Genomic DNA, 14989 nt, shown 5'->3' on the forward strand with positions numbered 1-14989 from the left:
GAATGGCGATGGATAATACGGGAACGACGCGGCGCACGGTGTTGGGCGGCGCGGCCGCGGCGGCGGGCATGGTTCTGGGCGGCGGCGCGGCCGAGGCGCAGGGCGGTAACGGCCGCGGTCCCGCACCCGCGCAAGGCGCCCCCGCCGCCGGGTTGCAAGACCCGCGCACCAAATACACTGCGACGCCGTTTCCCGAGCAGCGCCAACCCTGGCCCGGGCTGCAGAGCAAGATGACGCCGCGACCCGATTGTGGCGAAACCTCGTATCGCGGTTCGGGCAAGCTCACCGGGCGCAAGGCGCTGGTGACGGGCGGAGACAGCGGGATCGGACGCGCCGCGGCGATCGCCTTCGCGCGCGAGGGCGCGGATGTCGCGATCAATTATTATCCGACCGAGGAACCCGACGCGCAGGAAGTCGCGCAACTGATCCGCGCCGCCGGACGCAAGGCGGTGCTGCTCCCCGCCGATATCCGCAGCCGCGACAATTGCGAGAAGATCGTCGCGGGCGCGATCAAGCAGCTGGGCGGGCTCGACATCCTGGTCAACAACGCGGCGTACCAGCAGAGCAAGGAAAGCATTTTAGACATCAGCGACGAGCAGATGGTCCGTACGTTCGAGACCAATTATTTCGCGATGTTCCGCATCAGCAAGGCCGCGGTACCGTCAATGCCGCCGGGCTCGGTCATCATCAACACCGGCTCGGTCAACAGCTATGATCCGGGCGAGGAACTGCTCGACTATGCCTCGACCAAGGGCGCGATCCTGATCTTTACGAAGGGGCTGGGCAAGCAGCTCGCCAAGCGCGGCATCCGCGTCAACATGGTGGCACCCGGACCGTTCTGGACGCCGCTGCAGGTCGCGGGCGGGCAATTGCCCGGCAAGATGGGTGAATTCGGGCAGGATACCCCGCTAGGTCGTGCGGGCCAGCCTGCCGAGCTCGCGGCGCATTACGTCCTGCTCGCCTCCGGCGAGTCGAGCTTCACGACGGGTGCCGCGATCGGCGGCAACGGCGGCAAGGGTAACCCATAAGCGGTCAGCGGCCGAGGATGCGGCGGTAAAGCGCGACATATTCCTCGGCCATCCGCTCGACGCTGAACCGCTCGACGACAGTGCGGCAACAGGCGGCGCGATCGATCTCGTCGATGCGGTCGATCGCCGCCACCGCCTCGTCCACCGTGTCGACGAGAAAGCCGTTGATGCCATGTTCGATCAGTTCGGGCATCGATCCGCGGCGTATCGCGATGACGGGCGTGCCGCATGCCATCGCCTCGATCACCGACAGTCCGAACGGTTCGTCGAAATTGATGAGGTGAAGCAGCGCGCGTGCCTGTCCCAGCGCCCGCACCCGCGCCTCGCCCCCGACCGCGCCGTGGTAGCGGATCGTGCGTCCGTCGACGTGCGGCGCGACGTCGCGGTCGAAATATCCCTGATCCTGTACGATCCCGTAGAGGTCGAGCGCGCGCCCGCTCGCACGTCCGGCCGCGATCGCCTCGGCCGCGCCCTTGTCGGGGTGCATTCGACCGAAGAACAGCAGGTCGTCACTCCCGGTCGCGTCGAACGCGAAGTCATCGACCGGGATACCGTGGTGGATCGTCGCGGCGTAGCGGAGGCGCGGGTGGCGGTCGGCGTCGCTGATCGCGACGTAATGCACGCGGTCCTGAAACGGCTCGTACATCGGCAGGATGCGGTCACTGCCGAAACCGTGGATCGTCGTGACGACGGGCGTCGTCACCAGCGGCGCGAAAGCGTGCGCGGGGAAGTCGGCCTGGTTGTGGATGATGTCGAATTCGTCCGCGCGTTCGAACACGTGCGAGAGGTGGCGGTACTCCCACACCTTCGCGTCGACGCTCGGATCCTCGTTGTAGGATGCGGGCACTACCCCGTCGAGCTTGGCTGCGGTCACGCTGTCGAGCGTCGCGAACAGCGTCACGTCGACGCCAAGCTCGACCAGCGCCTCGGTCAGCAGTGAGGTAACGAGTTCCCACGGGCCGTAATGGCGCGGCGGGGTACGCCACGCGATCGGCGCCAGCATCGCAACGCGGATGGTCACGCCGGGATCAGCCGCAGGATCAGTCCCTCGTCGGGCGCAAGCGTGCCGTCGGGCGTGCGCGGCGGAAGCGTCGAATGCATAACCGCGGCGATGGTCGTTCCAGCGGGCAGGATCAAGCGTCGCGGCAAGGCCGACAGGTTGAGCGCGACGAGCAGCCGATCATCGCCGAATGTCCGCTCGAACGCGAGCACGTCTATGTCAGCCTCGGCAGGCGCGTAGAAACCGCGCGACAGCGCTGGCGTCGCACGCCTGAGTGCGAGCAAGTCGCGGTAGAGCGACAGCATCGACCGCGGATCACGCGCTTGCGCAGCGACATTGCGCATGCGCCAGTCGTCGTGGAGCGGCAGCCACGGTTCTGTCCTGCTGAACCCCGCGTGCGCGCCATCGTCCCACGCCATCGGCGTGCGCGACCGGTCGCGCCCGATGTCGAGGTTCGGCTGGCGGAAATGCTGCGGATCGCGGATGCGGTCGGGCGGGATCGTCACTGGCCCGATGCCAATTTCGTCGCCCTGATAGAGCGTTGGCGTACCGCGCAACGTCAGCAGCAGCGTCGCAGCGACGCGGGCCTGCGCCTCCCCGACGCGCGCGGCGATCCGCGGCGCGTCGTGGCTGCCGATCACCCAATTGGGCCAGCCGTGCGTCGGGATCGAGCGTTCGTAGTCATCGATCACCCGCGCCAGCGTCGGCGCATCCCACGCCGTCTCGATCAACGCGAAGTTGAACGGCAGATGCACCTCGGGCCGTTCGGGCGCACCGTACCAGCGCACGAGGCGATCGTTGGGCAGGAATATCTCCCCCACCAGCACGCGCGCTCCGTAATCGTCGGCCACCGCGCGGAACTCAGCCGCGATGTCGTGCGCCTCGGGCTGGTCGGTCGAGTACGCCTGAATGAGCTTGTCGCGTTCGGTGATGCCGGCGTGCCAGGCCGGATTGGGTGGATTGTCGGGCAAACCGTCGGCCTTCACGATGTGCCACAAGACGTCGATGCGAAATCCGTCGACGCCGCGGTCGAACCAGAAACGCAGCACGTCGAGCATCGCAGCGCGCAGGTCCGAATTACGCCAGTTGAGGTCGGGCTGCTCCTTCAGGAAGGCGTGGAGGTAATATTGCCCGGTCCGGTCGTCATATTCCCACGATGATCCACCGAAATCGCTGATCCAGTTGTTGGGCGGGCCGCCGCCGGGTGCGGGATCGCGCCAGATGTACCAGTCGCGTTTCGGGTCTTCGCGCGACGATCGGCTCGCTTGGAACCACGGATGCTGGTCAGAGGAATGGTTGGGCACGAAATCGAGCAGCAGTTTGAGCCCGCGCGCATGGGCAGCAGCGATCAACCGGTCGAACGCGGCCAGATCGCCGAACAGCGGCGACACGTCGCAGTAATCGGCAACGTCGTAGCCGAAATCCGCCATCGGCGATGGAAAGATCGGCGATAGCCAGATCGCATCGACGCCGAGGGCGGCAACGTGATCGAGATGTGCCTCGATCCCCGCCAGATCGCCGACGCCGTCACCGTTCGCATCGGCAAACGAGCGCGGATAGATCTGGTAGATCGTGCCGCGCTGCCACCACTGGGCGTCGGCGGCGGCATGGTGGGGGGCAAGCGTCATGGTCGCCCGCGTAGCACGCTCACGCCGTGGTCGGCAGCGCGATCTCGACCCGCAGCCCGGGCGCCGCGTCAGCCAGATGGATCGTGCCGCCGTGCAGTCGCGCCACCGCGGCGACGAGCGACAGGCCGAGCCCCGATCCACCCGCGCTGCGCGCCTCGTCGAGTCGGCCGTAGCGGCGCAGCGCCTCTGCCTGCCGATCGGCCGGGATGCCCGTTCCCTCGTCCGCAACGCTGACCGTCACCACCCGGGGCGCTGCGGTGAGCGACAGCGTGATCGTGCCCGCGCCGTATTTGAGCGCGTTGTCGACGAGATTGCCGAGCGCCTGTCCGAACAATTCGTGGTGCACGGGTACGACCGCCGGGTTCGGTGCATCAACGACGATCGCTCTGTCGTGATCCTCCGCGAGCGGGCCGTAGATTTCGGCGATCTGCGCGAGCTCGTCGGCGAGGTCGGTCGGCGTGAAGGCGTCGCGGCCGATCCCCGCCTCGGCGCGGGTGATGCGTAGCGCGGTCTCGACCATCGCGAGCAATCGTTCGCCCTCCGCCACCGCGCGGTCAACCGCTTCCTGCGCGGCGGGTTCGCGTACCTCGATCGCGGCACGCTCGAGCGCCGAGCGCAAACGGGTGAGCGGCGATTTCAGGTCATGCGCCAGTGCGTCGGTCGCGAGCGTCAATTCACCCAGCAGCGCCTCGACCCGATTGAGCGTCGCGTTGACCTCGCCCGCCAGCTCGTCGAAGGCGTCGCCTGAGCGATGCTGCTCGACGCGGCGAACGAAATCACCGTCGCGCACCGCGCGCAAGGTCGCGACGGTGCGCCCGAGCCGGCCGGCGATCATGCGCGCGGTCAGCGCCGCCGCCAGCACCGCGAACAGCGCGGCGAGCGCGAGCGCGACCAAGGTCGCGGCCTCGAGCTGATGCAGCAGCCGCCGATCCTCCTCGACGATCACCCCGGTCAGCAATCGCTCGCCACCCGCGAGGCGCGACACGCGGACGCGCATGGCTTCTGGCTGGGCGTGGCCGCGACGGACCTGCCGCACCTCGGCCGAGCGCGTCTCGTCAGTCAGCCCGGCAGGCCAGTTGTCGAGGTTGCCCGCGAGCGTCCGTCCGCGACGGTCGATCAGCAGCATCACCGTGTTGGGCGTGATGCGACGGCTGGAGCGCAGCGCCACCGTGTCGATCAGCGTTCGTTGCCCACCACGCGCGTAGCTGGCAACGAGATCGTCGCGCAGCACGTCAGCGGTCGCGGCGGCATCCGCCGCGCTCTGCTGGCGCACGATCGCACCGACGCCGAGCAGCAGGACGGTCGCCGCCGCCAGTTGCAGCACGAACACCAATGCGGCGATGCGCAGCGTGGTGGAGCGCGCGTTCACGCCGCGGCGCACCCCATCATGGATTGACGCCGAGCCGGTACCCCGCGCCGCGCACCGTGTGGAGCATGGGGCGCGCGAACCCCTCGTCCACCTTCTTGCGCAATCGGCTCAGGTGCACATCGATCACGTTGCTGCCCGGGTCGAAGTGGTAATCCCATACGCCTTCGAGCAACATCGTGCGCGTCACGACCTGATCGGCGTGGCGGAGCAGGAATTCGAGCAGCCGGAACTCGCGCGGTTGCAGGTCAATCGCGCGCCCACCCCGGCGCACCCGCCGGGCGAGCAGGTCCATCTCCAGGTCGTCGCAGCGCAGCAGCGTCTCGGGCGCGTTGGCGGGCGCGCCGCGCCGGATCAGCAGGCGTATCCGCGCCAGCAGTTCGGCGAAGGTGAACGGCTTGGTCAGGTAATCGTCCGCGCCGCCGGTCAGCCCCTTGATCCGATCCTCGGGCGCGCCGAGCGCGGAGAGCACGATCACCGGCGTCTCAACGCCCGCACCGCGCATTCCCGCGAGTACCGCCATCCCGTCCATCCCGGGCAACATGCGATCGAGTACGATGCAATGGTAGCTGCCGTCGGTCGCGTGAAACAGCCCGTCGCGGCCGTTGGTCGCACGATCGACGACGAAGCCCTCTTCGCCCAGCCCCTTGGCGATGAAATCGGCGGTCGAGGCGTCGTCCTCAACCAGCAGGATCTTGTTCGCCAACCGCATACTCCCTTTCAAATCGCGACAGGACGCCGGCAAACCGCGGCCGCTGTCAAGCGCGCCGCGACGCGGGCGACGATACCGACGGTGTACGCAATTGCTCGAGCACCTCGTCGAGCCGCGCCGCGACCGCGAGGTCGATCTTGTCGTGAAGGCGCAGCATCTCGAGCTCGGTACGAAGATTGACCTCGTAATCGAGCCGTGCCGCGAGCCGGTCCTTCGCTGCCTGCCGGTTCTGGCTCATCATGATGATCGGCGCCTGGACCGCGGCGAGCGTCGACAACATCAGGTTTAGGAAGATGTAGGGATAAGGATCGAACGCGCGGCCCCAGTAGGTCAGCACGTCGCTGTTGATCAGCATCCAGCCGAGCAGGATCGCGGTGAACGCGATGATGAAGCTCCACGATCCGCCGACCGCCGCCACCTTGTCCGACAAACGATCGCCGAAGGTCGCGACGTCGTCCGCGACATCGGCCGCGTCGCGCGAGACGGGGCGCTTTTCCTGCATGGTCGCGAGCACGCGCTGCTCCTCCGCGTCGAGCGCGGCGGGGGTCTTGCCGAGCAGGCGGCCGACGATGACGTGCAGCGGGTTGGTGGCCATGCGGGGGGGGGGGAGTCCTTATTCGTTGGACGTCCCTGCCCGCTCGCGCCTGTTCACACGCTGAGCGTCGCATGAACAAACGTTTATAATCGACGCGCCGCCGCGCCAACATGACACGAAGTTAAGCTGCGCCTAAGCGCTCAGCCATCGCACGGCGCCTAGTAGCCGGGCATCGGGCGCGAAGCCCGTACCGGGAGCCGTCAACATGTTCACCACCGTCACGCCGCCGACCCGACCGGGAGCCCGCTGAGCTATGCGCGCGCCCGTCTTCTTCGATCCGACCGGCCGGCGCAGCCGCTGGTCGAAGCGGTTGTTGGGGCTGATCCTGCTGTCGGTGATCCTCGCCGCGGTCGCGTTCGCCTCGACGCTGGTACGCGTCCCGCACGAGCGCGACCTGGCGCTGCCGCTGCCGCAACCGCACGCGTCGCGGCTGCGCGGCAACCCGCCGCGCCACGGCATCGCCGCATGGCTGCCGCGTCGCGCCGGCAAGGCCGCGAACACCGCGCTCAGCATCGGCTTCTATTCGCCCGGCGACGATTCGAGCATCGCGTCGCTGCGTCGCCACGTCGGCTCGCTCGACTGGGTGGTGCCGTCGCTGATCACCGTGTCGGGGCCGCAGCACCGCGTGACGGTCAACGACGACGTGCGTTTCAACCGCATGATCGCGGCGATGCCGCACCCGCCCAAGGTGCTGCCGATGGTGCAGAATTTCGGCAACGCCGAGTGGGACGGCGCCGGTGCCGCCGCGCTGCTGCACGACACCGCGGCGCGGCGCAGCTTCGCGGTCAAGCTCGGGCAGATGGTCGCGGCACGCCATTACGGCGGCGTCGTGCTCGACCTGGAAACCCTGCCCGCGAGCGCGATGCCCGATTATCTGCGTTTCCTGCGCGACGTGCGCGTGGCGCTGCCTGCCGGCTCGCAGATCGCGCTGACCGCGCCGGCCGAGGACGAGACCTGGCCGCTCGCCCAGCTTGCCCGCGCGTGCGACAAATTGATCTTCATGGCGTACGATCAACACTGGGAAGGCGGCACCGCCGGCCCGATCGCGGCGCAGGACTGGTTCGTCGCGCAGGTGCAGGATGCGCTGAAGCGCGTCGGGCGCGAGAAGCTCGTCGTCGCGCTGGGCAGCTACGGTTACGACTGGCACGGCGACGACACCGACGCGCTGACGATGGAAGAGGCCTGGCTCGCCGCGCACGACAGCGACGCGTCGATCAGCTTCGATCCGGCAAGCGGCAATGCGGGCTTCGCGTACGACGACAGTGGCACGCATCACGCGATCTGGATGCTCGACGCCGCGACGAGCTGGAACCAGATGCAGGTGCTCAAACGCCTGGGGATCGGTGATGTCGCGCTGTGGCGGCTCGGCAGCGAGGACCCGGGCTTCTGGTCCGACCTCGGCGCCTTCCGCATCGGCGGAAAGCCCGACCTGTCGACATTGAAGCAGCTCCTCAACACCGATGTCGAGGGCAGCGGCGAGATCCTGCGGATCACGGCGACCCCGCAGACCGGCCACCGCACGATTGCGACCGACGCGACCGGGATCATCCGGCAGGAGCGCTACGACACGTTGCCGACGCCCTATGTCGTGCGGCGCGCAGGCGCGGCCGATCCCAAGAAGCTCGCGCTCACGTTCGACGACGGACCCGACGGCACCTGGACCCCGCGCATCCTGAACGTATTGGAACAGGCGCACGTGCCGGGCACGTTCTTCGTGATCGGCGAGAATGCGCTCGAGCATCCCGGCCTGCTCAATCGCATCATCGCCGACGGCGGCGAGATCGGCAATCATACCTATACCCATCCCAACCTCGCCGCGGCCAGCGCACGCGAAACCGATCTGCAGATGAATGCGACGCAGCGAATGGTGCAGGCCTATACCGGCCGCTCGATGCGGTTGTTCCGCGCGCCCTATTTCGGCGATGCCGAGCCGACCACGACCGACGAGCTCGGGCCGGCGCTCGCCGCGCAGCAGGCGGGCTATACGGTCGTCGGACTGCACGTCGATCCGAACGATTGGCAGCGCCCGGGCGTCGACTCGATCGTCACCCAGGTGGTCGATCAGGTGCACGCCGCGACGCCCGAGAATTCGGGCAACGTCATCCTCCTCCACGACGGCGGCGGCGATCGCGCGCAGACGGTGGCGGCGCTGCCGCGCATCATCGCGACGCTGCAGGCCGAGGGCTACCGCTTCGTCACCGCGTCCGAACTCGTCGGCGTGCCGCCGGCGCAGGCGATGCCGAAAGTATCGGGGCATGACCTGCTCGCGGTTCGTACCGATGTCGCGGTGTTCATCGTGCTCGCCGCGCTGTCGGCCTTGCTCGGCTGGCTGTTCTTCGTGGCGATCAGCTTGGGGATCGCGCGCGGCGTGATGATGGCGGGGCTCGCGTGGTTTCAGAGCCGCAAGAAACGCCCCGAACCGCCGGTGTTCACCCCCAGCGTGTCGGTAATCATCCCCGCGTACAACGAGGAACGCGTTATCGCCGCCTCGGTCGCACGCGTGCTCGCCAGCGACTATCCCGCGTTGCAGGTGATCGTCGTCGACGATGGCTCGAAGGATCGCACCAGCGCGATCGTCGCCGACGCGTACGGTGACGATGCACGCGTCACGCTGCTCACGCTCAGGAACGGCGGCAAGGCAGCCGCGCTGAACCGCGCGCTCGAGGACGCGACGGGCGAGATCGTGATCGCGCTCGACGCCGACACGCAGTTCGAGGCGCAGACGATCCGGCGGCTCGCACGCTGGTTCGCCGATCCCAGGCTCGGCGCGGTCGCGGGCGACGCGCGCGTCGGCAATCGCATCAACCTCGTCACGCGGTGGCAGGCGGTGGAATATATCACCTCGCAGAACCTCGAACGCCGCGCGCTCGCGGGGTTCGATGCGATCACCGTCGTTCCGGGTGCGGTCGGCGCGTGGCGTCGCGCCGCCCTCGACGCGGTCGGCGGATACCCGGAGGATACGCTTGCCGAGGATCAGGATCTGACGATCGCGATCCAGCGCGCCGGCTGGCGCGTCACCTTCGATCCGCGCGCAGTCGCCTGGACCGAGGCGCCCGAGAGTTTCCGCGCACTCGCCAAGCAGCGCTATCGCTGGGCGTTCGGCACGCTGCAATGCCTGTGGAAGCACCGCGGCATTCTCAAGCGGCGGCGCCCGCGCGGGCTGGCGTTCGTCGGCATGCCGCAGGCGTGGCTGTTCCAGATCCTGTTCGCCGCGATCTCGCCGCTGATCGACCTCGCTCTCGTGCTGTCGATCGTCGGCACCGCGTTGCGCGTCGCGCAGCACGGCTGGGCGCAGACGAGCGGCGATGTCAGCACGATGGGGCTTTACTGGCTCGCCTTCACCACGATCGACGTGCTGTGCGGCTGGGTCGCGTACCGGCTCGACGGGCATCAGGCGCGCTACCCCGCGCTCCTGCTCGTCGCGCAGCGGCTGGTCTATCGTCAGATCATGTACTGGGTCGTGCTGCGCGCGATCGCCTCGGCGATCGGTGGCTGGGTGGTCGGCTGGAACAAGCTGGAACGCAGCGGCCGCGTCACCGCCGCGACGGCGTGAGGGCACGGTGACCTGCCTCGGCACGATTGGTGGGAGGGGTCGTGCCGGGTGGGGATTGGCGCGGTAGGATGCTGGATCAACGTGAGCCGTACGACCGATCCCAGAACGGCCTTGTTATCGCTGCTCGCGCGCCGCGCGCCAGGCGGGACGGTCTGCCCGAGCGAAATCGCGCGCGCGATTGCGCCGGACTGGCGCGGTGCGATGCCCGGCGTCCATGCAGCGGTCGACGACCTCGTCCGCGACGGGCTGATACGACTGAGCTGGAAGGGCCGCCCGATGGCGAAAAGATCGGGACCGTACAGGATCGGGCGGGGCGACGATTGAGACAGAGAGCCCCTCTCCCGCTTTCGTCGTCACAGGGCTATCGCGCGCGCATGGAGAGAAAGAAGCGCTACCTGACCGCACCGATGACCGATGGCTACGTCAAGACGATCGGCTCCACCGCCGCGCCGTTCACGCATTACTGGCGCATCGTTGCGCATCTCCCCGACGGCAAGACCGAGGTGTTCTGGGGTCACACAACCTCCGCCAAGGAAGCTGCCGGCAAGAAAGCGCTGACCGAACAGGCAGCAAGGCGATACGGGTGGACGCGCTTCGAGTTCGAAATCGCCGAGTTGACCGAGCACTGACGTCTCATACGCTGCTGATAACTCGGTTCTGACGGCGCCGGTTGTTCGATATCTACCTCCCAGAGGGTCGCCACTCCCGGTATCCCATGACGGCGAGGCCGATCATCACCGCGTACAGGCCCGCGGTCGGGATCAGCCCCTTCACGACGAACATCCCGACATAGACGACGTCCACCGCGATCCAGAGCAGCCAGCTTTCGCGGTGTCGCCGCGCAGTCCAATATTGCGCGACGAGACTGAAGCTGCTGAGCGTCGCGTCTAGCCACGGTAGTGCAGCGTCGGTGTGGCGGCTGGTGAACCAGCCGATCGCGAGCGCACCCAGCGCGCCTACGCCCAACCCTACCAGAATTTGTAAATGGCGCAGCGGCATCACCACGACCGTACCGGTATCATGCCGGCCGCGGAGCCAGACGAACCAGCCGTAGAGGATACCGACCCCGAACAACGCCTGCAGCACCATGTCGGCGTAGAGACGCACGTCGAGGAACAGCTTAAAATACAGTGCGCACGCGACGAGGTTCAGCGGCCAGCAAAGCAGGTTGCGCCGCGCCGTCAGCCAGATCGCGAGAAAGCTCGCCGCGACGGCGGCGATCTCAAGCGGCGACATCATACGCGGTATTCGGCGCGCAGATGGGCGAGGAAATCCTGCCCCGGCGCGGAAAGGAACCATTCGGCATGGCCCAGCAGGTAGCCGTCCCAGGCAAGCAATGCCCCATCCCGATCACCGACGACACCGGCGAAATAGTCGATCTCGGACAGCGCGAACTCGACGTGCACCAGCGGCAGTAGCGCAATGACCGTGGCGATCTCGCTTCGGCTCAGCGGGCGGACCCTCTCATAGCCGGCGAGCAGCGCCAGCGCGGTCGTGGGATCGGCAATCGCATCGTCTGGCACCTCGCCGAGCTTCAGCCACGCGAACGCCGTCCGCTCGATCGCGATCGCCAGATCGTGCGCCGCGCAGGTGCGATCGGCAAGGCCGAAATCGAATACAGTCTCGATCGTGCCACTCATCGACCACAGAAGGTTCGACGGGTGCCAATCGTTGTGGGTCCACAGCAACGGTTGGTCCGCGATGCGGCGCGCCAGACCGCCACCCGCCGCCGCGAAGATCGACGACAGCCGGCGTCGCCACGCACGCTCCGCGAGAAACGCGGCCAGTGCCGGACGCGCCGCGACATAGGCGTCGGCATCGGTCAGCGGGTCGACCGCCGACAGGATGGAGAGGCTCGCGACAAGCGGTTGCGCGGTACGCGGCGGCGCGTCGAAGCCGCGTGATGCCCGATGCAGTCGCGCCAGCGCGGCCCCTGCCTCGTGGGCATGCGCGTTCGACACGAACGGCGTCCACGACGGACGGTCGCGATATACGTCCTCCCCCGCCCCCCGACGGTGAAGTTCGTAGCTCCGTTGACCGATCGCGACCGCGCTGGCGCCGTCTACGCTCCGCAGCACGTCGGGTACCGGCACCCCCGCTGCGGCCAGATGAGCGATGAAACGGTGTTCCTCTGCGAGCCCGGTAATCGTGCGCACCCGGCGATCATGCCGCTTGAGTAGTAACGCTCCGTCCGCCGTATCAATGAGCGTCGCCGCCGAGAACGGACGTGGGGAGTGCCAGCGCAGAGCGTCGATCGGCGTCGCAGCCGGAAAATGGGCCAGCACGGCCGACGCCTCGTCGTCGGTGATAGCTGGCCAGGTCGGCGCCTCCAGCGCGAGGCCCATGCCGTGCACACGGTGATCGGCCGCATGACCCTGCGCTTCACCCATGCTCAGAAGCCGCGCGACAGCGTCGCGACGACCGCGGCGCCGCTGCCGACATAATAAGCGGGCGCGGCTCCGGCGATGGTCGTGCCGCGTCGCCCGACGACGTCGTTCGCGTTGGTGGTGACCGCCTGCACGCCCGCCAGCACGTGCGGATCGGTCACGTTGATCGCGTTGACGCGTAGATCGGTTCGCTTGCCGTCGAGCCAGTCAGCCATGTGTACGCCGATGGCGACATCGAGCGTCGCGTAATCCCTGATGCTCTCGTCGTTCACGAAGGTCGCATATTGGCGTCCGACATATTTGCCGGCGATGCTGCCGAACAGGTGGCCATCGTCGTACGTGCCCCCGCCCCCGATCTGCAACACCGGACTCGATACCGCACGTTTGCCCCGCGTCGGTAGAAAGTCGGCGCCGACCGGCAGGTCGTCATCGATCCGCGCGCGCAGATACTCGCCCGAGACATAGACGCTGACGCCTCTTGCGGGGCGATAGTCGATCTCGGCATCGATCCCGTAGGAGGTCTGCCCACCCGCATTGAGCGTCGAATTGACCTGCGCACCACCCGCGTCGATCACGGTCGCCAGCTGGCGGTTGCGAAACTTGTAGTGAAAGCCGGTGATCGATCCCGACAGGTTGGGGCCGATGTAGCGGTAGCCCAATTCCTGCGACACCGAATATTCGTTCTTCAGCGCATCGGTGCCGCGGGTCGTCACGACGCCGCCATCGTAGCTGTCATAGAGCGTGAATTCGTTGGGCGTGCGGAAATTGGTCGTGACGTTGGCGAACACCTGCTGGCGATCATCCAGCATGTAATGAACCGCTGCGCGTGGCAGCAAGGTGAAGCTGTCGCGACGCACGCGGCGCTGCGGCCCCGGCAGATAATTGCGACCGTTGCGCAGCAGTCCGACGCCCTTGATGCCGACATCGATCGTCAGGCGCGGTCCCAAGGCAATACTGTCGGCGAGGAAAAACGCCCTCGTCACGGTCACGGTGCGCTGATTCTCATTGGCCAGCAGCCGACCGTCGGCAGTACGGATCGCTTTGCTGCGGTATCCCCACCGGTCCGCCGGACGTCCATAAGCATCGACCGCGGTATAGGTTTGCGCAACACGGTCGGTCCCATAATCGAACCATAGCCCGGTGGTGATCTGGTGAACGCCCGCTCGCAGGGTCAATTTGCTGACGTTGCCCGTGCGCATCTGGTCGCCGGTGTAATTGCCCAGCACCGTCGCGACGCCGTCGATCGCGCCGGGCAAGGCGATCGGCTGCGTCAATTCCTCGTTGCCGAGGAAATTGCCGGTCGTGGCTAGCTCAGTACCATACGGCGAATTGCCGTAGCCGAACTGGAGATAGGTCGTCGTGTCCAGCGTCAGTCGGTCGCTCAACGCCAAATGGACCGGCGCGGAGGCATAGAGATTGCGGAACGGCGCCCGGTAGAGCCTCCAGTAATTGGTGTTCTCCGCGCTGTAGCGCGCGTCATAGTTGAAATTGCGCCCTTTGGCCTCCCAGTCGGCGAGCGTCGGGCTGGGATAACTCGCGTTATTCGCGTCATTGTACGACAGTGCTAGGCTGGCGCGGTTCCCGCCTCCCCATTCGCGCAGCAGCTTGGCATCGACGTGCTGACGCGTATCGTAGCCCGCGCCGCGCCAGTTGTCCGCGCGAGTGTTCAAGTAGGATAGGAATGCCTTCAGCCCCGTGCGGCCGATCTCGCCCGTGTCGACGCGCGCGAACACGCGACGCAATGCATAGGAGCCAAGCGACAGATCGACTAGCGCCTGCGGCGTCGTCTTCGGGTCGTCGAGCGTCAACGACAGCAATCCACCCGCGCCGCCGACTGTCGGCGAGTCGATATCCACCGACCCTTGCGCCAGCGCGATCTGCCGCACGTTGCCGGGGTCGGCAAATTGCGAGGGATAGGCGTAATAATAGCCGATGTCGTTCTGGGGGGCGCCTTCGAGCAGCACGCCGATTTCGTCCTGCCCGAGGCCCCGCAGCGTCAGGCTCGAACTCGATGACAGACCGTACGGATCGCTCGACGCAACGTTCGCGCCGGGCAACAGATTCACAAGTTGGAACGCGTTGAGGGTCGGCGCCTGCTTGACGATGAAATCGGAAGAGATCGCGCTGACCGCCTTCGGCTCGGTCTGATCCGGCAGCAGCCCTTCGGGGTCGCGGTGGCCGACGACGCGAATGTCAGGCTGCCGGGCGGTGGCCTGCTGCGCCGACGCGGCCGTTGGCACTGAGACAGCCACCATGCAGAACGCCGCAGCACCGAATCTGATCGTCGTCAGCGCAGGGGGAAACACAGCGGTCATCGTACCAAGTCCACTCCACGCGGAGGGACGACAGAGCCGCGACCCTCCCTACGCCGGTGTAAGCCGGATCAGGTTCAGCGGGTCATGGGCTGCTGCCCACCTCTCAACCGCGCACCAGCGGTCCCCCGGGGATGGCGCGCTTTAGGCGGTTATGGGGTTTGCGCAAAGGGTTATCGTCGGGCGGCGAATGACTGCGGCGGCCATCAAGACTGTGCGATTGCCAGCGTTGGGCGACGTGTGCACTGGACGCATAAAGGCCACCGGACCTGGTTGGTCAGGGGCTATTGTGTGTGTGTTGTGTATGGTTGCGGGGGCTGGATTTGAACCAGCGACCTTCAGGTTATGAGCCTGACGAGCTACCGGGCTGCTCCACCCCGCGACAGGTAGCCTTGGCTGCACGGTGTT

The 14989-nt window shown here is 67.1% G+C and carries 12 protein-coding genes, 1 tRNA gene and 1 riboswitch; of the genes, 4 read left to right on the forward strand and 9 right to left on the reverse strand.

From position 1 onward, the window contains the following. The first annotated feature begins 8 nt into the window (after positions 1-8). Positions 9-1028 carry an SDR family oxidoreductase gene (locus KZ810_RS10555; RefSeq protein ID WP_258044707.1) on the forward strand — a complete coding sequence of 340 codons (1020 nt, stop codon included), beginning with the start codon at positions 9-11 and terminating at the stop codon, positions 1026-1028. Between the two features lie 4 nt (positions 1029-1032). Here the strand turns inward: KZ810_RS10555 and KZ810_RS10560 are convergent, their stop codons facing one another. Genes KZ810_RS10560 through KZ810_RS10580 form a run of 5 tightly spaced genes read right to left on the reverse strand, consistent with a single transcriptional unit; the run spans position 1033 to position 6329 of the window. After that, positions 1033-2043 carry a glycosyltransferase family 4 protein gene (locus tag KZ810_RS10560; protein WP_219769091.1) on the reverse strand — a complete coding sequence of 337 codons (1011 nt, stop codon included), beginning with the start codon at positions 2041-2043 and terminating at the stop codon, positions 1033-1035. 2 nt (positions 2044-2045) lie between these two features. Next, complete coding sequence (locus tag KZ810_RS10565) at positions 2046-3656, reverse strand: alpha-amylase family glycosyl hydrolase (RefSeq protein WP_219769024.1); 1611 nt, start codon at positions 3654-3656, stop codon at positions 2046-2048. 19 nt (positions 3657-3675) lie between these two features. Continuing rightward, complete coding sequence (locus KZ810_RS10570) at positions 3676-5025, reverse strand: sensor histidine kinase (protein WP_219769025.1); 1350 nt, start codon at positions 5023-5025, stop codon at positions 3676-3678. A 16-nt stretch (positions 5026-5041) separates the two neighbouring features. Further along, a complete protein-coding gene (locus tag KZ810_RS10575; RefSeq protein WP_308461534.1) occupies positions 5042-5728 on the reverse strand; it encodes a winged helix-turn-helix domain-containing protein in 687 nt (228 codons plus the stop codon). A 52-nt stretch (positions 5729-5780) separates the two neighbouring features. Further along, the gene (locus KZ810_RS10580) at positions 5781-6329 is read right to left on the reverse strand and encodes a DUF1003 domain-containing protein (RefSeq protein ID WP_219769027.1); all 549 of its coding nucleotides are present in this window, start codon (positions 6327-6329) and stop codon (positions 5781-5783) included. 253 nt (positions 6330-6582) lie between these two features. On the opposite strand from KZ810_RS10580, the gene KZ810_RS10585 reads away from it, so the two are divergent. The 3 genes from KZ810_RS10585 (at position 6583) to KZ810_RS10595 (ending at position 10511) form a co-directional block, all read left to right on the forward strand. Next, positions 6583-9882: a trifunctional glycoside hydrolase family 18/polysaccharide deacetylase/glycosyltransferase family 2 protein gene (locus tag KZ810_RS10585; protein WP_219769028.1), complete on the forward strand. Its 3300-nt coding sequence runs from the start codon at positions 6583-6585 to the stop codon at positions 9880-9882. 81 nt (positions 9883-9963) lie between these two features. Next, positions 9964-10206, forward strand: coding sequence for a DUF3253 domain-containing protein (locus KZ810_RS10590; protein ID WP_219769029.1), 243 nt, complete (start codon positions 9964-9966; stop codon positions 10204-10206). Between the two features lie 50 nt (positions 10207-10256). Then, the gene (locus tag KZ810_RS10595) at positions 10257-10511 is read left to right on the forward strand and encodes a hypothetical protein (protein ID WP_219769030.1); all 255 of its coding nucleotides are present in this window, start codon (positions 10257-10259) and stop codon (positions 10509-10511) included. A gap of 52 nt (positions 10512-10563) precedes the next feature. Here the strand turns inward: KZ810_RS10595 and pnuC are convergent, their stop codons facing one another. The 4 genes from pnuC to KZ810_RS10615 all read right to left on the reverse strand — a co-directional run bounded on the left by pnuC (position 10564) and on the right by KZ810_RS10615 (position 14963). After that, positions 10564-11118 carry a nicotinamide riboside transporter PnuC gene (gene pnuC, locus KZ810_RS10600; RefSeq protein ID WP_219769031.1) on the reverse strand — a complete coding sequence of 185 codons (555 nt, stop codon included), beginning with the start codon at positions 11116-11118 and terminating at the stop codon, positions 10564-10566. Next, positions 11118-12272 (reverse strand): phosphotransferase enzyme family protein, encoded by a 1155-nt coding sequence (locus KZ810_RS10605; protein ID WP_258044709.1) that lies wholly within the window; start codon positions 12270-12272, stop codon positions 11118-11120. Before KZ810_RS10605 ends, pnuC begins: the two co-directional genes overlap by 1 nt. A gap of 2 nt (positions 12273-12274) precedes the next feature. Continuing rightward, positions 12275-14524, reverse strand: coding sequence for a TonB-dependent receptor (locus tag KZ810_RS10610; protein WP_219769093.1), 2250 nt, complete (start codon positions 14522-14524; stop codon positions 12275-12277). Between the two features lie 88 nt (positions 14525-14612). Further along, positions 14613-14722: riboswitch (TPP riboswitch) on the reverse strand. Between the two features lie 164 nt (positions 14723-14886). Continuing rightward, positions 14887-14963, reverse strand: a tRNA-Met gene (locus KZ810_RS10615). Positions 14964-14989: the final 26 nt, after the last annotated feature.

Source organism: Sphingomonas citricola, assembly GCF_019429535.1.
In the GTDB taxonomy this organism is placed as follows: Bacteria; Pseudomonadota; Alphaproteobacteria; order Sphingomonadales; family Sphingomonadaceae; genus Sphingomonas; species Sphingomonas citricola.